This is a genomic window from Photobacterium sp. HL06, assembly GCF_059552575.1.
Genome location: NZ_CM183915.1, coordinates 1,001,343 through 1,022,073 on the forward strand (window position 1 = coordinate 1,001,343; position 20,731 = coordinate 1,022,073).

Genomic DNA, 20,731 nt, shown 5'->3' on the forward strand with positions numbered 1-20,731 from the left:
ATTGTATTAAATATGAGTCACTGTAATAAATTTAAGAACATTCTCATATATTGGATATTAAGGTTGGTGTTATTTTGCGTTGGCAGCTTATCGTTATTTCTATCTATCGGTTATCATGATTTTGTGGAAAGTCTTATTAAAAAGGCTTGTGCATAGCAAAAACCAACAATATAGATATTTTCATCATCAACCAGTAGTGATAATAATTGACAACCAATTAATACAAAAAAGCCGTTCGCACCTTAGCTACAAACGGCTTTTTTAATTAGCTTAGTAAAACAATTTAATCACCATCGCGATAACGTTTCTCTACCTCATCCTGCGGCTCGAACTCGTCATACACAACTGGTGTAACTTCATCGGTACTGAATTTCAGCGTCGCCGGAACAGAATAGTTAGGCACATTATCGTAACTAAATACCGAGTAGTATTTAGGGATATTGGCATTGCCAAACCGATCGAAAGTGTAGCTGTCTTTGCCAGCATATAACTTCACCCCATCAAAAGGTGAACGCGGCGGATGAAAACTATTGCGAACCACATACGAGCCAACAAAATCCGGGTGATCCGGATTGCCCCAGGTCAGCTTCACCAAACCGTTATCCAGTGTCGCTTGAAGCTCCTGAGGCGTCTCAAGCGCTTGCTTGCGACGTTCAATATACTCGATGACCAGCTGCGGGCGCTTGTCACTATCGAGTGACTGCCAGTTCACCATTGCGTCTTTCTGGCGCGATGCAGAGGTGGCCCTAATGATCAAGTTGACGGTTTTCTTCTCGTTATGAAACAACTCAAGGTGCTGCCTTGCCGAGCTATCGAACATGAAGGTCTGCCGCGGCGCTTTTGCCAATTCCTGGCTGCTCACTTCATAACCAAGATACTCTATTTTTTCCCGGTGTTTAACACCACTAAAATCCAGATCATCCAGCTCGGCAATTTCCACGGTAAATCGCATTGGCTGCGATACCCCTGCCAATGATTCGCTCTCGAGTACAAAATAGGCCTGAGTGATCACAATGTCGGATTGGTCGCTGATACAAGCCATTGAAAATGCAACCTGACCGAAGACCGTATCACCTTCACCATCAAAACCACATTGCAGTACGCCTTGCTGCGGCCCAACCTCGCGGCTGATGGTATGACAATCACTCGCCGCGACGGCAACCTGATTGGGACGTCGGGTATAGATAAGATCAAGGCAAGGCCGATAATGGATACCACCGCCGAAGCGACCATAGCCAATATCAAACTGCATCATCTGGGAATCATTGCCCAGCGGCAGGCTGTCAGGCCCTTGCAGCCGCAGTAACAACCGGCCCTTTTCAAGCTGATCCTGTATCAATTGTTTCTCCAGCGCACTAAAGCGCCAGCTCTTCCAGATCCCCTGGGTCAGCTGATCAGAATCAATCGCATCGCCCAATGTCTGCAGCGGCATAGCAGCATGGATGTCTTCGTAATGGGTAATATCGTTGATATCATCCGGGTTCAGGATAGACACTGACCACTCGCCATAGTTTTCGATTTTGGCTCCAACCCGGTTCATCGGATAAAGGGAAAACATCGCATTTTTAATGATGGCATCAGATGGGATCCTATCCATATCGAACGCAATGACGCCGTAACACACGCCCTTGGTTTTATTGACCCCGATAAACAGAGAATTATGGCCAAAGTGATCGCTATTTTGCACTTGGGTCAGCTCACCGACATAGCCAATTTGCTCAGGCTTGGGGAACAAGGTGAATGCATACTCATCTTTCTCAAGGCTGGTCTTGATCTTCACCTCAGGCGCAAACGGCGACTTGACGCGGCTCACCCGGTTCACTTTACGCAAGTTGTAGTAATAACGATGGCCTGACTTTAACTGCTTGTCGGTGTATTCATTCTGCGAGGTAATAGCAATCAAGTTTTCACGGGTACAGTGATACTTTGGCGAATCACTGCGGTAGACCTGATAGTAGCAACCTTCGTCATCTGGCGAGTGATCCCAGACCAGCTCAACCTGATTGGCCGACACGCCTTTGGTCGAAAAGTTATCCGGACGCTTAGGGGCTAAATCAGAATAGTTAATCGCACTGCCCAGCGCGTACAGCAAGGCCGGGATATTTTCGTCCACACTTTGCGACATGTTGATCAAGTAGTCCGGTATATTCCTGCTACCCACTTCGACCACTGTCGAGAGGATCCCGCGATCATAGTAGTACTCACGGCCACTGCCGTGGATCAGGTTGGCTGGCGGTTTGCCACGATGAATACCATACTGGCGCTGGGTCACCTTATGGATTTCCTGCGCCATATTGGCGCACAAAATATTAAGATCCGTCCCTTCAATTTCTGCTTCGTGATTAAATTTATGCGCAGGGAAGAACACATTGCCCTGTGAATGATAATCCAGGGCAATACGGATATTGTTGTGGCTTTCAACAAACCCTTTGACCGCTTGCGTTTCAGGCTCGGAGAAAGGGGCTGGCCCGCCATAGATATTCGACTGGGTATCACTCGAGTGGCGGAAATTGATACCAAAATTGCGGTTCAAATCCACCCCGAACGTACCATCGCCATTATCTCTTCTGTTCTTGCGCCAGAAAGAAAAGTGCTTACGGGAATACTCAAAGCCATCCGGATTTAAACACGGCACCATGTAGAGCGTGTTACGCGTCAGCGCCTCAACCACATCCGGATTACTGGGGTAATTATTCAGCAGGTACTGAATGAAGTTCACCGCCAGCTCGATACCGATCCATTCCCGTGCATGGATTGTCCCGGTATACAATAGAGCCGGTTTGAGATCAGCATAGGCCACATCCTGTGACACCGTCACCATCATGATCGGACGGCCTTCATGGGTCTCGCCGATACTTTCAAGCCGGATCAGATTCGGGTGCTTTGCCATTGCCTGGGCCAGAAAGTCGATCGTCTCCTGATAAGACAGATATTGTTTTTTCATGACCGTTCCTTAACAGACCAGCTCACTGTCATTCCAATAGCTAAGAATAGCCTCTAGCTTCTTCTGCTTCAGATTCTTGAATGTTGTTAATTGCTGTGGCTCATGCTCCAGTGCGTATATGGCACCGTCAACCCCCAGCGTTTCTACTATCTCTTGCGCCAGAGTCTGGCCGATGCCTTTCACGCTATGAAAAAACGCCACCAGTTGTTCTGGCTCAAGTGTTTGAACGGATTTGGCTAGCTGTTCGCTGGCTTCAGCCACATGCGAGTGATCTTCAATACCGCTATCAAGCGGTTGCTGCAGCGATTGTTGTTCCTGTTTCTTTGGGGCTAGCTCAGAAGATTGCTCTTGATTTACGTAGGGGTTCGCTGTCCCAGTTGGGTACATCCCCTGAAAATTCCAGGCTTCACTTGGCCACTCTTCATTATGCAGGTCATGTATTTTTTGCAGCGAATACTGCTCATCGGCTGGAGCATACTCTCCGGTATCTGTCGAATGGCTGGCTTGGCCAAACGCAATATGACGCATTGTGCGCAGTAGCGAAGCGTCTATTTTGCCCAGCTCTTCCCAGTTCTTATGGGCAAAACACGGCTTGTCAAAGCGCTGTGGGGCCAACAGCCACATCAGGTATTGTCCGATCCAGTCGCGAATATATGGGAATGCCGCAAAGGCCGTCGCACACTCCAGGATGGTGTACTCATCTTTGGTGCTCACCGCAATATCGCAGGCCCAGTATTCGGCATTCGCCGCTTTCGATGCGCGCACCGCCAAGTCCAGTACCTCTTCAGGAACATCCTGGTAATCCATGCTGCCACCCTGGCTAGTATTGGTCAGCCACTCCCCTTCAGGAGGACGGCGCCAGAATGCACACACGGGCTGATGCCCCACCAGCATGACACGAATATCCGCCTTCATTGGCACAAAATCCTGGATATACGCCGGGTAATAGCGTTTTTCAGAGAAGAGACGCACCGCCTCCTCTGCACTATCGACCTTATGGACAAAGTAGCCGCCATAATTTGAAGGACCATAAGATCGCTTCACGATTTTGGGGTACTGAGTATTGTTGATATAGGCCAATGCTTCATCAACCTGATAGAAAATTTTGGTTTTGGGGATCGGCAGCTGGTACTTCTCGCAAAAGTGGGTGACGTTTTCCTTCGACTTGTTACTAAACTGGCTATCCAGCGTCGGAATAAACTTCACCTCGGGCAGTGCGCGGGCGATTTCACGAAATGTCTCATATGCCGTTGCCGGCACGTTGCCGATCAATACATCTATTTTCTTTCGTTTGACTTCGTCAATGAAACGCAGCTTGTCGTTCCCCCAATGGTAAACGACCTGTTCAATCTTATCAGGCCATCCTTTGAAGTTGGACTTGTCGAAAAAGCGCAGAACGTGGTCTAGATAAAGCATACCGATAGTTGGCAAAGACTGCTTTGGCGAGGTCATAGTGTTTCTTCCTTAACGAGAGGGCTTGAGGTTGAGGCTAGATCTATAGTGGCAAGGTCGATGGCTGAGGCTTCAAATATATCGGTCTTATCTTTGCTGACCGTGCGCTCAATAAGATCGACCAGGTACGAAATCTTGGTATCGTTGAAGTTAAGCCCGGCTTGCTCTTGATCGGGCGTCGCGAAGGCCGGGATCCCGTTCACTTCCAGTACCACATATTGCTGGTGTTCAATGTCATAGATAATATCGACGCCAGCCACTTCCAACCCCGTGACTCGGGCGGCCTTCAATGCCAGTTCAATCACCTCGGGGATCGGTTCCCGCCGGATCACGCTCCCCCCGCTGGTCACATTGGTTTTCCAGCTTCCCGACGCCGCTTTGCGGCCATAGCAAGCCACAAACTTGTTATCGACAATATCAATCCGGTAGTCAGTAAAGTCATTCTCTATCACCCGCTCGATATAAAACTGGGGAGAGCTCTGCTTGGTGATATAAGGATGGATCAGATCAAGATCGCGTTCACTTTCCAGCTTGATGATCCCATTACCGCCCCAGCCATTTACCGGCTTGCAAATCGCCTTGCCCTGCCAAAAACGGAGGTGCTCCTTGAGTTGCTCAATGTTGTTCTTGTTACACACAATATAATCCGCGGTGGGTATGCCGTGTTTCTTTAACAAGTGAGCAGTACGGAATTTGTCTTCGGTCAATTCAAACGCCACATAGTTATTGATAGTCGGGATCATGCTGCTCAAGGTCTGGTACAGATAAACCTGAAACGGACTCTGCTGACCCGCGTTATAGGAAAAAAACAGATCTAACTCATCCATCATATGGCCGTTACAGAAAATACTACCGTTATGTGCCGAGGCTTTACTCAAGTCCAGCCCGGTAATTGCTTCAATATTTCTGTCATTTAACTGAGCGACAATCTTACGCTCTATCTCTGTTCCGCCTGAATTTTGATACATCCACAAACCAACACGAGGGGAGGCCATGAGTTACTCCTTAATCACTCTAACTTCAAAAATATGCCCTGTGGGCACACATACAAAACAACAAGGTAGTAATATAGTTTCACATCATAGTGTTGCACATTTTTGATAACAGTGAGCCAGGTGGAAATTCTCTGTGAGGATTGCCAGCCAGGCGTAAATTCTGCGGAGGAAATCAAGTTGTGAAAAGTATCGATTTTGCTGATCTAAAAATCTTGATAGAGGAAAACTCATGGACCCAAAACAAAGCGGGAGTCGATGCGAACGGAAAGCTAATGCAAGGCTGGCTGGAAGTACTGGGAATGGAGACCACCATTTTTCATCGTGAGCATATCGGCAACCACCTGCTCTTTAGCAGCCCCAAAGTAAAAGACAAGCCAAAACTGCTCCTGATGGGGCATTTAGATACTGTTTTCCCACCGCATTCCTTTGAGGGGTTTCGCGAAAATGAGGAATGGATATACGGCCCGGGTGCCTGTGATATGAAAGGCGGCAATTTTGTTGCCCTTTCTGCCCTACGCAATGTCTTTGCCGAGCATGGGCAACTTAGCAACGTCGATTTCCTATTGGTCAGTGACGAAGAAACCGGCAGTGATGACAGCAAAGCAATCACCCGGGATCTTGCCGCTAATTATGATGCCTGCCTAGATTTCGAGGCCGCAGGTGAAGCTCATGAAGTAGTCAATGGTCGTAAGGGAGTGGCGACCTTTTGTGTCGAACTCAAGGGCGTCGCCGCGCATGCTGGCAACCATTATAGCCGCGGAAAAAATGCCAACCTCGCTGCCGCCAAGCTGCTCATTGCCCTAACTGAACTTAGCGATATCGAACAAGGCACCACCGTCAATGTCGGGAAAATCAAAGGGGGGATCAGCACCAACACTATCTCTCCTCATGCCCAACTTATGGTCGAGGCACGCTTTACCCAGACTGATCAGCAACAACGGATCCTTGAGGCTATTCCGCAGGTGATCAGCCAACATGGGATTGAAGGCGTCACAACGTCGATAAATGGCGGACTACAACGGGATGTCATGATGCCATCTGAAGGACAGCAACAGCTTATCGACACACTGTCGGATATACTCGGCTACCCACTAAAAACCGAGCAACGCGGTGGGGTGAGTGATGCAAACGTCACCTCTGGTGCCGGGCTGCCCACCTTAGATGGCTTTGGTCCTTATGGCGACGGTGACCATACCGAGTTTGAGCGGGCCTCCAAGCGCAGCTTCAGCCGCCGTATTGAGGAAGTTACCGCAATCGTCCACCACTACAGCTCTAGGCAACCGCTTTAACAGAATGCTCCTCCCCCTTTTCAAGGGGGGGGGCGGGAGTGGGTTATGTGAAACCAATCATTGACACCGATAGCGGTTAAGCCCGTACTCTTCCCTAACGTTCTCAAATTTAAACAGCAATTTCCCTAGATATCGCTGAAGTTAGCTACACTTCAAACAGACTCTACCAAACACAACCATACATTACGCGCGATGAGAACTTCATAAATTCGCCTGAAATAATACTCAGCTGCAGGATGCTTGCTATGCAGGTCAATACAAAGCGCCAATTCGATGAAACACCGGAGCACACGGCTGAATTAGTATTGCAGCTGGTTAAAGAGCTCGTGGATGAATTGCGGCAGGGGCAACAGCCTGATACTCCTTTGCAACTTGATTGCCGGTTTGATCAGGATCTGGGCTTCGACAGCCTGGCCCGGGCAGAGCTTATTCAGCGTACTGAGAAACAGTTTAGTATCACCCTACCCGATCAAACACTGGCAAGTATCGAAACGCCCCGTGACCTAGTGCGGGAACTGCTACAGGCGGTAAATCGCGGTAATACCTCGATTTCCGAACAGGTCATCGAGCAAATCCAGCTTGATGTGGTCGAATCGGCACCCGAGCATGTCCAATCCCTGCAGCAGGTGCTTGACTGGCATGTCAAAGCCCATCCTGACAGGCCGCACCTGTATGTTTACCAGACTGCCGACCAAGTCACCGAAATTAGCTATCGCACGGTCCGGGACAGAGCCTTGCAAATCGCCAATGGGTTAATCGAGCAGGATATAGCCCCGGGGGAATGTGTCGCGATTATGCTGCCGACCAGCAATGACTATTTTTACTGTTTCTTCGGAGTACTGTATGCCCGCGCCATTCCTGTACCGATTTATCCCCCGGCGCGACCTTCGCAGATAGAAGACCATTTGAAGCGCCATGCCAATATCTTGCAAAATGCTGAGGCCCGCCTGCTTATCACGGTGCCCGAGGCCAAACCCCTTTCGCAGCTACTTCGATTGCAGGTTCCCTCTATTAAAGCGGTGGTGACGGTATCAGAGCTCCAACAGGCACCTGAGCCACTTGATGTCGGGGATGCCAGTTCTTCAGATATCGCTTTCTTGCAATATACCTCAGGCAGTACAGGCATTCCCAAAGGGGTGGCTCTTACCCATGCCAACCTGCTGGCCAACATCCGGGCAATGGGCAAGGTCGTCAAAGCCAGTTCCAGCGATGTGTTCGTCAGCTGGCTCCCGGTGTATCACGATATGGGGCTGATCGGTACCTGGTTCGGTAGCCTCTACCATGCCATGCCGCTGGTGATCATGTCGCCTTTGGTGTTTTTATCAAAGCCCCAACGCTGGCTGTGGGCTATCCATCGTCACCGGGGGACATTGTCACCAGCACCGAATTTTGCCTATGAGCTTTGCATCAACAAAATCGATGAAAGCGAGCTTGAAGGGCTGGATCTCAGCAGCTGGCGACTGTCGTGGAACGGCGCCGAGCCAGTTAGCCCCAGTACCATTCAGCGCTTTAGCGAACGATTCGCCAAGTATGGATTTCGCCCCGAGACCATGTCACCGGTATACGGTCTGGCGGAATCAACGGTTGGACTGACTTTCCCAACCGAGGTAAGAAAGCCTCGCATAGAGCGGATTAAGCGGGAACCAATGACGCGCTTCGGCCGTGCCGAGGCTGCCAGCAGCGACGACCCTGATGCTATCCAAGCCATCGGCTTGGGCTTGCCGTTGCCTGGTCACCAAATCCGGATCATGGATGATCTTGGTCGGGAATTACCTGAACGAGAAGAGGGTGAATTGGAATTCAAAGGCCCTTCCGCCACCGCTGGCTATTACCGCGAGCCTGAAAAGACCAAGGCTCTGTACCACGGCGAATGGCTAGATACCGGTGACCGTGCTTTTACCATCGGCGGTGAACTGTTTCTAACTGGCCGCAGCAAAGACATCATTATTCGTGCAGGTCGGAACATCTACCCCCATGAGCTGGAAGAAGCCGTCTGCAGTATCCCCGGGATCCGCAAGGGGTGTGTTGCAGCCTTTGCCAGCCATGATAACCGTTCAGGTACCGAACGCCTTATTGTATTGGCGGAAAGCAGAGAAACAGACACCACCAAGCACCAACACTTAAAGCACCAAATCAATAACTTGGCATTGGATTTACTCGGCAGCCCAGCGGATGATGTCATCATTGGCCCCCCACATACAATCCCAAAAACCTCAAGCGGAAAGATTCGCCGGGCAGCCTGCAGGGAGCTTTATGAACAAGACAGCCTCGATATCCGCCAACGTGCGGTCTGGTGGCAGACGCTCAGACTGATGAAGGCCGGGATCTCGCCACAGCTCAAACGTTACTGGCGGATAGGACTGGATATCGGGTATGCCGCCTATATGTGGCTAGTGATGGGGATACTCGCCTCTTGTGTGTGGAGCTTTGTTGCCGTGGTGCCAAATAAAAACTGGTGCTGGTCTGTTACCCGGGCCGGAGCCCGGACACTCATTAGATTGACAGGCACCAAACTCACAATAAACGGCAAAGAAAACCGTCCCAACAACGAGACGCCCTGTATATTAGTCTCTAACCACGCCAGCTACCTTGACGGACTAGTGATGGTCGCGGCAACTGATTTCAAATGCCGGTTCGTGGCCAAGTCCGAGCTATTAAAAAATCCTTTTACCCGTATTTTCCTATCAAAACTGGATACCGAGTTTGTCGAGCGCTTTGATGTTGAGAAAGGCGTTCTGGACGCCAAGCGAATAGCCGATAGCGCCAACAGCAGCCAGCCATTATGCCTATTCCCAGAAGGGACTCTCTACCGAATGGCCGGGTTGCATGAATTTCATATGGGGGCATTTATGGCGGCAGCGGAGGCCGGACTCCCCGTTCTTCCCGTCACCCTGTTCGGTACCCGTTCCAAGCTCAGAAATAGATCACTATTCCCGAGGCGGGGTGATATCACTATCACTTTTAGCCCATTGCACTACCCGCAAGGTAAGGACTGGAATGCGGCCCTGCAGCTAAGGGATCAGGCCAGAGCCGAAATACTGCGCCACTGCGGTGAGCCGGATCTGGCCCACAGCACCAACAACCGCTAATAAGGAAGCATCATGGCGGTCGTCGATGATTTCATGGTTATAGAAGGCCATACAAAAACAGGAAGAGGCCCCAACCTCTTCCTGTTTGAATATAACCGTCAGCTTGACTAGCTAGTGGAAATAATCAACCTGTTGTTTCAGTTCAACAGACAGTTCTTGCAGATGATCCGCACTCTTCGACGTCTGGGCTGCAATATCCCTTCCCTGACGGTTCAAATTACTGATTTCTGTCGCATTGGTTGCGATCTCTTGTGTCACCTGAGCCTGCTCTTCGGACGTTGCGGCAATTGTCTCAGACTGGGCGGCGATAGCCGTTACCTGTGTCGTAATGCCCTCGAGCGCCAAGCCTGCCTGGGTTGCCTGCTCGGTTACCAGCTTCCCTTTCTTCTGGCTCTCGGCCATCATCGATACTGCACTGCTAGTACAGCCGCGCAGCTGTTCGATAATACTGACCACTTCCTTAACAGATTCCTGAGTCCGGTGTGCCAGGGTTCTGACTTCATCAGCGACCACGGCAAATCCGCGCCCTTGCTCGCCAGCGCGGGCAGCCTCAATGGCAGCATTAAGTGCCAATAGGTTGGTCTGCTCGGCAATCTCATCGATCATACGGGTGACGGTCTGAATATTGTCGCTTTCACGGCTAACCATATTGATCGCTTCAGCCGACTGCCTCAATTGCTCATTCAGGCTCGCGATTTCAACGCTAACCTGCGCAACCAGGTCAGATCCAGAAACACTGTCATCATTGGCCGAACGGACACTCTCGGCAATCGCCTCGACCTGCTCCGCCACCGACTTCGCCGACGATGCCATTTCTTCAATGGCAGTGACGACTTGCTCGACCTGCTCCTGCTGGACATCAGACTGACTCAAGCTATGCTGGGCATCACTAGACAGGCTGCTCGCCTGGGTCTGTACTGATTCACTGGTAGTTCGAATTTCACCGACCAAGCCATTTAGCTTAGCCGCCATCGAAGAGACGCCATAGGTCAGGCGTTCAATTTCATTGCCAGACTGACCATTGCCTTGCTCCATCAATAAAGTTACTTCACCTTTGCCCAAACGATCCATATAACCGGTCAGCGTCGTCAGTGGCCTTGTTAGCCTGCTCAGAAACATACTTAGGATCACAAAGGTAACCAGACCCGCGACTAAGGCCACAATAGCAATCACAGTCAATAGATGCTGGCTGCCCTTAGTAACCTCACTAATGAATGTGCCGCCTAGCAGCTTCCAGTTCCAGCCTGGTACTTCGGTATAAACAAGGTACTTGTCACCGACAACCCCATTATATTCATACGGATATGTCATCAGGCCGCTTTTGGACTCAAACAACTGGCCAAACGGCTTATTGCCTTCATAGTCCGCCACATCAAGGATAGATGCCCCTTCTTCCCTAAACTCCGGGTGGAAAAGGTATTCACCCCGCTCACTATCATCGTTGTCAACCACAATGGTATAGCCAGTATCGCCCCAACGGATATTGGCCAAACTCGAGAAGACCGCTTTAGTTGCTTCATCAATCGGAATACCAATAAAGGATATAGCAACCACCTGATTGCTTTGATCTTTAATCGGTGAGTAATAAGTCAGATAGGGATTACTGAACAGTTCGACTTTGGCGTAGTATGGCTGACCGCTACTTAGCTGATTAAAGCCTGGATGCCCATGGCCCAGCTTGGTCCCCAGCGCCCGTTTGCCGCTGTTGTTTTTCAACGATGTCGCGACACGAACAAAATCATTACCTGTTGCAACAAACAAGGTTGCAATCGCACCAGTGTCCTTGCTAAAACGATCAACGATATCGGTATTGTTGATCATCGACTCACTGTTCAGCGTGACATTTTGCACCTGCTGCCCGGCAAAACTTACCCTTTCATCTTCAAAAGACAAGCCGTGCAGATAACCCTGACGAAATGCACTCTCTAGCTCCCGAGCATTATCCAGGTAAATCTCAAACTGGCTGGATATCGTCACCGCCAATGCATCTAGCTTCGACTGCTGCTCTTTGAGTGTATGCTCCAGTAGTATTTCAGAAGAATTACGGTAAACAATTGTTGCTACTGAAGAAAAAGCAATCATGATTAACAAGCTAATCATCAGCTTTAACTGAAACCCTATACTTTTATTATTAATTTTCTTCCACATATCCCTGCCATAGAGGATGGTCGCCCTCTCACCTTTCTGTACAAAAAAGCAAATACTGTATTCACGACAAGTATATGTAAACCAATAATTATTATATTAGTTAATAATCATTCATTTTTTTGATCTTGGCGAGCCAAGAAGTGCAATTAGTGGATATGACCACAGGTGAATAGATATAGGGAAATATAAAGCAACGATATTCTTATCTGTATTCATCCCCCCAGATAAGCACAATGCACCTAATAATGGCTTATGCATTACTTCACTTAACCATTGCAACAAGGTTCATCAATTTTTCATACAGCAGCACATTCATTGCGTCCTTGATAATATAAAATACTTAAAAACACTTCTTACCAAGAGGAAAATGTGAAGTACTGATAATTACCTGTTAAATATCATAAGATAAGGTGGATTATTAGGATTTTCTATCAAATGCACAAATAATGACCATGATCAATGAATATATAATGAACATTCAACATCTATAGTCTTTTATCAATTGCAGTGATATTAAATACCCCATTATTGGTATAAACGTCCTATTTTTGATAAAAGGAGTGTTATTAAATGTTATGTCCAGACTGCAAACAGCCGATGGTGAAATCAACGGACAAAGATAATCACTGTGTCGATATTAACTGTCCACCATCTAGAACACAATGTCCAAAATGCGAATCATCTGATACTTATATCAAATCAAAAAGTATTTCGGATGCTGAAATGGAGTGTAAGAATTGTTCTGAAAACTGGACTATATCTCGCACTTAACATGTATAAACCTAAATACCATATCAACTTAATTAAATTGTAATAAAGAAAACTGCTTTCCTTTATTACAATTATTTTTCTGTCGTGATCTGTTATTTAATATGGCTCGACAGAATCGTATCGAACTGTCGAGCCTGGTTAATATTAAGCCATCCACATGGCATCCATGGGATAATAGGGCTTAAACAAACAACACTACAAACCAAGTGATCCCTGCCAATATCATTGCAACAAAAACAGCTGCAGACCCAATATCTTTGGCTCTACCAGACAGCTCGTGGTAATCAGATCCAATACGATCAACCACAGCCTCAACAGCCGAATTAAGCAGTTCAACAATCACAACCAGAAATAGGCTAGCAATCATTACCAATTGCTCAAGCTTGGTCACCGATAAAAAGAAAGTGATGACCGTGAGCACAATCAGTAACACAATTTCCTGACGAAATGCCGCTTCATATTTCCAGGCGGCTTTAAGTCCCTGGATTGAATAGATAGTGGCATCAAATACTCGTTTTAACCCTGTTTCTCCTGGTTTCATTCCCTTAACTCGCTCTATTATATATATTTCTTATCTTAATATTATTGCATGTTACTCAAACTATTATGCCTCATTCTGTCAATAGCCTTTCTCTACTTGCCACCTCTGTCACAACCCGAGTGCAAAAACCTTCTCAGGGACCTCTATCCCTATTTGATAACCATACAGAACTTCCTCACTCAGGCTTAATTGTTAAAAGTACTTACGGATATAGGCATACCCCAGTATCACAATTTCCTGATACTGGGTATTTTTCATTATCAACCCCTATCCCTTATGCTCTTCATCAACAAACAGATTGATACCTACCGTAATAAGCAAGTATTCAGATAATTGCGCAGGAAAGATCACTTAAGACAAGGATGAGTGATCAAATACTTCTGCAGGCTGGTATCATTTATTTTGTCAGGAATAACGAATGCAACCAGTAAGCGACTACAGTTCTGTTTTACTTGCAATCTTGAATGAAATTAGGACCATAATAATGAAAAAAGCCCAACTAGCTGCCCTGCTAGGCATTACTCTGATATCAACACCCGGTGCAATTGCTGCCGGACAAGCTGATACCATTTTCAAAAATGCCAACGTTTATGCTGACAAACCCGCCGAGGCTGTCGCTATCAGCAACGGGAAAATCCTCTATGTCGGTAGCAACCAAATAGCTGAACGTTTTCGCCAGGTACAGACTGACGTTATCGATCTCAAAGGTGCCATGCTCATGCCGGGCTTTGTCGATAACCATAATCATGTTTTTGAAGCCGCTTCGGAAGCAGGGGGGAATTGCGAACTCAATACAGACGCCTCCCTGAACGAGCAAATCCCCTACCTCAAACAATGCCGGAAACGTGCCAAAGAAGGCGAATGGCTGATGGGGTATGGCTTCACGCTCAATCTAACCCTAAACGAAGACAATGCCGAGACGCCGCTGGAAGTACTGGACCGCATTTTCCCGGATCAGCCCGTCGTCATCATGGAACAAACCTCGCATTCAATGTGGGTAAACTCACAGGCACTTAAGCGTACCGGGATCAGCAATACCTCACCAGAGCCCCAAGGCGGGAAAATCCTCAAAGATCCCGATTCCGGTGAGCTTAACGGGATCTTGCTTGATAATGCCGGTGACATTGTTATGGAGCTGGCCTGGAACAGCCTAAGCAATCCATTTAACCAAAGCTACAATGGACTGATGAACGGTTTGGAAGAAGCTAAAGCCTATGGGATTACCACTATCGGTGATGGTCGTCTGTATTGGAAGCGGGGATGGTATGAGGTATGGAAAGAGGCAGAGGCCACTGGCGATCTGACGGCCCGGGTTTCACTCAGACCATGGATCTATCCCGGTGAAAACCAGACACCACAGTTGACGTATCTGAAAGGTATTCAAAGCCGTGATCCTGAATCACGGCTCATTGTCGATCAGGTAAAAATGTACAGTGACGGTATCATTATCAACGGGACAGCCAAAACACTAGCCCCGTACCTGTTTACCTACATCGAGGATGAGCCATACGGCATTAACTACATCCCGCCGTCGCAGATGAAGAGCTGGCTGACCGCGCTGGATAAAATCGGCTATGGTGCCCATATCCATGCCATTGGCGACGGGGCAATTAGGGAGTCGCTAAATGCAATAGAATTTGCCCGCCAGCAAGGCGCTGACCGTAACTACACCCTAACCCATGTCGAAATGGTCAACAGCAGTGACATCAAGCGCTTTAAGCCCTTGCAGGTCACCGCTGATTTTCAGGTCGGCTCAGACTATATTGCAGAACATGATCATAGCTGGGCCGAGCCGTTCCTTGGCGCACAGCGTACCCGTTCATTGATGCAAGTCCGCCGCCTGTATGATATTGGAGCCAATGTCAGCCTGAGCAGCGACTGGAATGTTAATGATATCAATCCATTGGTTGGCATTGCCAACAGCCTGCGAATGGGAGGAACAGGTATGCCGGATATCAACGCGGCCATTGATGCCTATACGATCAATGCCGCTATCAGCCTGGGGCTTGACGACATCACTGGATCAATCGAAGAAGGAAAATCAGCCGATCTGGTGGTTCTCGACCGTGATATCACCCAACTTACCCCAGAAGACATTGCACAGTCCAAAGTGGTAATGACCGTTCTGCAGGGAAACGTCGTGTTTGATAACCTGGAATAACCATTAGCAATAATAACTCTCGCCCCTCGGACACCTTGGAATAATCGAGGGGCGCTAGTATTAGCAAGCACACGCTTTTATTGAACGTTGCACTCAGATAAAAGGAATTAGAAGGGTATTTAATGATTGAAATTAGGGTTGCCTCTACAAATGACATGGAACAGATTTCGGCTTTGCACTCTTCAAGCTGGCAAGAGGTTTACCGGGGAATATTATCCGATGATTATCTTTGTCATGATGTTCACAAAGACCGAAAAATAACCTGGCAACAGCGCTTCACTGCTCCCGAGCCCCACCAGCGAATTTTAGTTGCCAGCAAAGAAAAGGCCCTCTGCGGCTTTATCTGTATATATTTGGGTAGCCACCCTGAATGGGGTACGCTGGTTGAAAATCTTCATATTGGTAAACACTACCAAGGCCTGGGACTGGGCAAGCAACTCTTACAGTCGGCTGCTGAGCTTGCATATGACCAGGCTCCGGATGAAGGTATGTATCTTGAAGTGTTAGCTGAAAATCATGCTGCTCAAGCGTTTTACCAAAAACTAGGTGCCTTTAATACCAAAGCGCAATCATGGCAAGCTCCTGACGGCAGCGACATTGATGAGTATGTCTATCGATGGCAATCCATTGAGCAACTCATCGGCCACCAACAGAAGAGCAAACAAGACTAAATCGATAAACAACGCCGCATTTTTATTGCGGCATTAAAACCGCTATGTTTCTAATTTCAGCAATTGAATATCACACGGCATTTGCCTAACCAGTGGCTCGCTGAGCGATAGCATCAATTGGCGGAAAATATTGGACTGGTGGTGGCCTAAGATAAGCAAATCAACATCATACTGCTTTATCGCATTCACCATCTGATCTTCAATATAGCCGGTATAAAAGAGATGTTTATAGAGCGGGTAATTCGTCCCTTTTAGTAATCGCTTCATGGCTGCTACAGATTCGTAATGATTGCTCTCATCAATATTGACGGCGTCAAATTCCCGTACGCCTTGTTCCAGGTGCCCAAGATCAGGGTCAATGTGGATCACGCTGAACAACGCATGATGAATGCGGGCCATCTCGGCCGCTTTTAGCACCAAATACTCTGCATTCTCATCCAGGTTCAGTGCTAGCAATACATGCTTATATCCCATGGTGTCCTCCTTCGAAAAGCGCCGCCAATCGCGCGATATCACTATATAGAAACATAGAAGAAAATCTCAAACAGGGCCGGATAATAAAAGAAGGTAAGAGCCTTATTATCTAGATCTGATGATTAGGTCATAACAGAGAGGGACACACTTTTTCGATTCAGTAGCTTAGTCAACTCATCAGGGGCTAAAGGGCGACTAAAGTAATACCCTTGCATTTCATCGCAGCTGTTTAAGGTTAAAAACTCCATCTGGGATTGGGTTTCAACGCCCTCCGCAATCACTTTTAGGCCTAGACTGCGAGCCATTGCAATGATAGCGCACACAATGGCTGTATCTTCTGCATTGTTGGGAATATCAGTAACAAAAGCACGATCAATTTTGAGTCTATCGATAGGAAAGCGTTTTAGATAACTCAGGCTTGAATAGCCAGTACCAAAATCATCAATGGCCAAGCCTACCCCCATATCTTTAATCTTTTCCATACACTTAATCGCATGCTCAGCATTACGGATCAGCATACTTTCAGTGATTTCCAACTCAAGACTATGTGGAGCCAGACCGGTCTCCTGCAATATCTCCGTTATCACTCTTGCTATATTGGTGTGCTCAAATTGCCTCGCTGAAAGATTAACGGAGATACGTATAGCTGGGAATCCTATTTCCTGCCATTTTCTAGCCTGCTGACAGGCCGTCCTTAGCACCCACTCTCCAATAGGTATAATCAGCCCGGTCTGCTCGGCAATAGGGATGAAGGTGTCCGGCGGTATACTTCCCAACACCGGGTGGTGCCAGCGCAGCAAGGCTTCGCAGCCGATGATAGTATTTGTATTCAAATCAAGCTGAGGTTGGTATACAAGTTGGAACTCATCATTGGCTAGCGCACTATGTAATGACTGCTCTATTACAAGATGATTGAGATCCCCCATCCCCATAGAGGCATTATAAAGTTGATAGCAGCCTTTACCGTTATGTTTTGCTTCATACATAGCGGTATCGGCAAACTTAAACAAGCTTTCTATATCATTACCATCATTGGGAAAAACCGAAATACCAATACTGCAGCTAATAGAAATACTATAGCCGGAAAGCTGGAAAGGTTCTGTCAGGGCTTTTAACAACCGCTTTGCCACAAGTGAAGGGGTATCAGTATTCTCTTGATAAGGTAGAAGAATAGTAAATTCATCCCCCCCTAGCCGGGCAATAATCAAATTTTCATTTGACGATCTGTCGCCCACACCGGACAAGCGCAAAGTGCCCACTAGGCGCTGGCCAACCGCTTTAAGCAATAAATCACCCACAACGTGACCCAATGTATCGTTGATGCGTTTAAAGTTATCTAAATCAATAAACAGTATGGCGACTGAAAACTGCTCACGCTGGGCTTTGAGCAAAGTTTGCTGTGCAAGATTCTTAAAGTGGTAACGATTTGATAAGCCTGTGAGGCTATCGCTCTCTGCTAATCGCCGGATCTCTGCTTCAGCCTGCTTTATTTCCGTAATATCATGAAAAACATAAAGTGTTTCACCGCGGAATCCATTAGATTCTCCCAACCGGGTAGCAGAAAGGAGTACATGCTTATCGACATTTCCGCCCAGCGAAACTAAACCTACTTGGCTTGTAATTGTCCCATCACGCTCTATTACCTGAGCCAACTCGCACTTTTCACTGTCACTTAAATCCAAAAGTTCCAATGGCTTAAGCTCTAGCAGCTCCTGCTCCTCTAAATCAAACAGGGCAGTCATTGCCGGGTTCATCATGCGAATTTTTCCAGAACCTGACGTGACAATGATAGCATCCTGCATACTTTGGAGAACTTGATCCAGTTGATCACGGGTGATAATGGTTCGCCTCAAATCATCCACCATCGTACGGTATGCCGCTGCCAAATCGCCTATTTCATCGGCACGATTAACAACGATGTTGGCCTCATAATCCCCACGTCCAACACGCAGAAGTTGTTGGGTCAAGTTGATAATCGGCGCACTCAGGCTTCGGGACAGACACAAAGAAGCGACCAGGGAAATGATGATTAGCACAGTCCCCGTAATAAACAACGACCGTTGGCTCGCATCTCGAATCATCTCGCTATTGTTAATAAGCACGTTATGAAGATTATCAAGCTGTATTGTCAGCGATGTCAGCGGCATGGAGATATAAATACCGCCAATAGTCTCATCAAGCATCTGCACTGGCGAAAAAACATGAATAGAATCATTGTTGCGGAAAGAAACTAAGCTATCAGGCACACCTTTTAGTTCAGGCTGCAAGTCCAAGATGTTAGTACCATTTAGTTTCAGCTCTGCCGTTCCATCATGCAGAACTGAACCATTTTTATCGTAAACATAAACCTGAGTAATATCATATTCGGCATACAGAGCATGGAGCAACTCACCGATTGCATCAACATCATTCAATATTAATGGGTTAATGAGAGCACTTGCACTCATCGCTGATAGTTGCTGACCACGTTCCTTATACTGATCAATTATCGCCGAGCGTAATACGCGATCGCTCTCTTGCCTCATATTGCCAATACTCTTATATACCTGCTGACCAAGGATCACAGATACCATGCTGAACATAATCAAGAGTAACAGACCAATAACAATAAAGTACTTATAGCGAATACGCATATTAGCCGCCTTTATTATAGAGAATCCCCATGCTTTCTCAGTTGCTCATGGAACCAGGTTAACTCTCCCTCTTTGAGTAGCTCGTAACCGGTAACGCCTCGATAACGCTTAAGCTCTTCAATATCACTAGGGTTACTTTCTATAGCCAATAATACATCTTGAATCGATAGCTTTAGAGACTCTGGCAGGCCACTCCTAACCGCCCAAACAGCCCTAGGGAAAGGTTCTGTACGATGAAAAACGCGGAGTTCTTTCTTCACCCCTTCAGGTACACGCTTGGGGTTATTCCAGTCACGACTACTGATTGCTCCGGCATGTACCCGGCCAGAAGAAATCGACTGGACGATATTGATTTCTTTCTTTGCAAATAGGTAGCCAATTTGGGTCTGATCTGGTGTAGCGCCTCCGTCATTAGTATCCATTAAAGGCAGCCCCTGGGACTCAAGCACTATTCTTGGAACAAAATAAGAAGGGGTTGAATGACGAGTTTCAAAAGCAATGGTTTTGCCGAGCAAATCAGAAAGATCGTTAATATCACTGGTTTTGCTTGTGACAAAAAACGTCTGATAGCTCTTCATACCATTGCGCCATTCTTTCAGAAGCAACTCGGCACCCGCTTGCTCTTTAAGCACCATACCGGTATAAACAGCCGCTGGTACAATATCAACCTTGCCTTCGCGAAGATAATCACTCATCTGCTCCTGACTGGTAGCAAAAACAACTTCCCAATCAGAAACTCCCGCGCCTTTCAGACGTTTAACCAAAAAATCCCCAAGTGTCTTGTACTTAGGGTAGTCTTTACGGGGGTTAACCGATACTCGCCCAAACTTCAGTACATACCCCTTAGCCGTTGCGCCAGAGTCTGCCTGATTTTGCTCAGGCGCAGCCTGAGCTGGGACGGTAATACCCATCAAACAGATTGCGGCTGCCATGAGAAAGGGACGAAAAAAATAACGAAGCGAACTGATTTCCATTCCAATATCCTTTTGTTAAGGCTTATCCCCAAAAGCCACTGTGGCAAGATCCAGTTCTGTTACCTCTACTCAGCTTGAAAAATGACTGAATAAACAGACAACCACCACGTATACTTTCAGTGATCACCATTCCTACACGCATACTACATATTAGGCACAAGCATATAATTTTCGCGAACATTATTTTACATAAAATCAACACACCTTTATTCCAAGCCAAAGAAAGCCAACCTTTCTTCTTCTCGTAATGACTAGGAATGTGGACACTGACAATTGACAGGACAAGCGTTACAGAATTACCTAACTACATGTGCGAAAAATCAGTACAGAAAGGAAATCTAGCTGCCCGTTTATCAACGGCAATTATTTTCAAGCAGGCAACCAAATAGCCACAAAAGAGGTATTGCACATCGCTTTGATTTATGAGAAACCATACCGCCATCACATTCCCATCAATTATTGAAAATAAAATCAAATTCACCCACCAAATACCATAAATATAAAATGGTTATTTTTCATTAACCTACAAAAAATCCATTAACAATAATTCATAAACGCTCACATCCACTCGCAACCCAACACCACCCAT

Annotated in this window: 12 protein-coding genes; 4 read left to right on the forward strand and 8 right to left on the reverse strand. The window is 47.2% G+C overall.

The features are described from left to right. Positions 1-283: 283 nt before the first annotated feature. The 3 genes from AC51G0_RS22890 to AC51G0_RS22900 are packed head-to-tail and all read right to left on the reverse strand — an operon-like array spanning position 284 to position 5,391. A complete protein-coding gene (locus tag AC51G0_RS22890; RefSeq protein WP_496303958.1) occupies positions 284-2,944 on the reverse strand; it encodes a M14 family zinc carboxypeptidase in 2,661 nt (886 codons plus the stop codon). Between the two features lie 9 nt (positions 2,945-2,953). Beyond that, positions 2,954-4,396, reverse strand: a complete 1,443-nt coding sequence (locus tag AC51G0_RS22895) for an ATP-grasp domain-containing protein (protein ID WP_496303959.1) — start codon at positions 4,394-4,396, stop codon at positions 2,954-2,956. Beyond that, complete coding sequence (locus tag AC51G0_RS22900; protein ID WP_496303960.1) at positions 4,393-5,391, reverse strand: ATP-grasp domain-containing protein; 999 nt, start codon at positions 5,389-5,391, stop codon at positions 4,393-4,395. The genes AC51G0_RS22895 and AC51G0_RS22900 overlap by 4 nt, the downstream gene beginning before the upstream one ends. Positions 5,392-5,570: 179 nt before the next feature. On the opposite strand from AC51G0_RS22900, the gene AC51G0_RS22905 reads away from it, so the two are divergent. Further along, a complete protein-coding gene (locus tag AC51G0_RS22905; protein ID WP_496303961.1) occupies positions 5,571-6,680 on the forward strand; it encodes a M20 family metallopeptidase in 1,110 nt (369 codons plus the stop codon). A 245-nt stretch (positions 6,681-6,925) separates the two neighbouring features. Further along, the gene (locus AC51G0_RS22910) at positions 6,926-9,769 is read left to right on the forward strand and encodes an AMP-binding protein (RefSeq protein WP_496303962.1); all 2,844 of its coding nucleotides are present in this window, start codon (positions 6,926-6,928) and stop codon (positions 9,767-9,769) included. Between the two features lie 111 nt (positions 9,770-9,880). On the opposite strand, the gene AC51G0_RS22915 is transcribed toward AC51G0_RS22910, so the two are convergent. Together AC51G0_RS22915 and AC51G0_RS22920 are read right to left on the reverse strand one after the other, a co-directional pair. Continuing rightward, positions 9,881-11,917: a methyl-accepting chemotaxis protein gene (locus AC51G0_RS22915; protein WP_496303963.1), complete on the reverse strand. Its 2,037-nt coding sequence runs from the start codon at positions 11,915-11,917 to the stop codon at positions 9,881-9,883. Between the two features lie 952 nt (positions 11,918-12,869). After that, positions 12,870-13,229, reverse strand: a complete 360-nt coding sequence (locus AC51G0_RS22920) for a diacylglycerol kinase (protein ID WP_496303964.1) — start codon at positions 13,227-13,229, stop codon at positions 12,870-12,872. A gap of 484 nt (positions 13,230-13,713) precedes the next feature. On the opposite strand from AC51G0_RS22920, the gene AC51G0_RS22925 reads away from it, so the two are divergent. Beyond that, entirely contained in the window at positions 13,714-15,390 is a 1,677-nt protein-coding gene (locus AC51G0_RS22925) for an amidohydrolase (protein WP_496303965.1), read from the forward strand. 122 nt (positions 15,391-15,512) lie between these two features. Next, complete coding sequence (locus AC51G0_RS22930; protein WP_496303966.1) at positions 15,513-16,061, forward strand: GNAT family N-acetyltransferase; 549 nt, start codon at positions 15,513-15,515, stop codon at positions 16,059-16,061. 42 nt (positions 16,062-16,103) lie between these two features. Here the strand turns inward: AC51G0_RS22930 and AC51G0_RS22935 are convergent, their stop codons facing one another. From AC51G0_RS22935 to AC51G0_RS22945, 3 genes are all read right to left on the reverse strand, one after another. Next, positions 16,104-16,535 carry a universal stress protein gene (locus AC51G0_RS22935; protein ID WP_496303967.1) on the reverse strand — a complete coding sequence of 144 codons (432 nt, stop codon included), beginning with the start codon at positions 16,533-16,535 and terminating at the stop codon, positions 16,104-16,106. A 122-nt stretch (positions 16,536-16,657) separates the two neighbouring features. Continuing rightward, positions 16,658-19,168: an EAL domain-containing protein gene (locus tag AC51G0_RS22940; RefSeq protein WP_496303968.1), complete on the reverse strand. Its 2,511-nt coding sequence runs from the start codon at positions 19,166-19,168 to the stop codon at positions 16,658-16,660. Positions 19,169-19,182: 14 nt separating this feature from the next. Continuing rightward, positions 19,183-20,142, reverse strand: coding sequence for a phosphate/phosphite/phosphonate ABC transporter substrate-binding protein (locus AC51G0_RS22945; RefSeq protein ID WP_496303969.1), 960 nt, complete (start codon positions 20,140-20,142; stop codon positions 19,183-19,185). Positions 20,143-20,731 lie beyond the last annotated feature (589 nt).

Bases quoted from the DNA above. Each gene is read 5' to 3' on its own strand.
- AC51G0_RS22890 (WP_496303958.1), bottom strand. From the start codon at position 2,944: ATGAAAAAACAATATCTGTCTTATCAGGAGACGATCGACTTTCTGGCC.
- AC51G0_RS22895 (WP_496303959.1), bottom strand. From the start codon at position 4,396: ATGACCTCGCCAAAGCAGTCTTTGCCAACTATCGGTATGCTTTATCTA.
- AC51G0_RS22900 (WP_496303960.1), bottom strand. From the start codon at position 5,391: ATGGCCTCCCCTCGTGTTGGTTTGTGGATGTATCAAAATTCAGGCGGA.
- AC51G0_RS22910 (WP_496303962.1), top strand. From the start codon at position 6,926: ATGCAGGTCAATACAAAGCGCCAATTCGATGAAACACCGGAGCACACG.
- AC51G0_RS22915 (WP_496303963.1), bottom strand. From the start codon at position 11,917: ATGTGGAAGAAAATTAATAATAAAAGTATAGGGTTTCAGTTAAAGCTG.
- AC51G0_RS22920 (WP_496303964.1), bottom strand. From the start codon at position 13,229: ATGAAACCAGGAGAAACAGGGTTAAAACGAGTATTTGATGCCACTATC.
- AC51G0_RS22925 (WP_496303965.1), top strand. From the start codon at position 13,714: ATGAAAAAAGCCCAACTAGCTGCCCTGCTAGGCATTACTCTGATATCA.
- AC51G0_RS22930 (WP_496303966.1), top strand. From the start codon at position 15,513: ATGATTGAAATTAGGGTTGCCTCTACAAATGACATGGAACAGATTTCG.
- AC51G0_RS22935 (WP_496303967.1), bottom strand. From the start codon at position 16,535: ATGGGATATAAGCATGTATTGCTAGCACTGAACCTGGATGAGAATGCA.
- AC51G0_RS22940 (WP_496303968.1), bottom strand. From the start codon at position 19,168: ATGCGTATTCGCTATAAGTACTTTATTGTTATTGGTCTGTTACTCTTG.
- AC51G0_RS22945 (WP_496303969.1), bottom strand. From the start codon at position 20,142: ATGGAAATCAGTTCGCTTCGTTATTTTTTTCGTCCCTTTCTCATGGCA.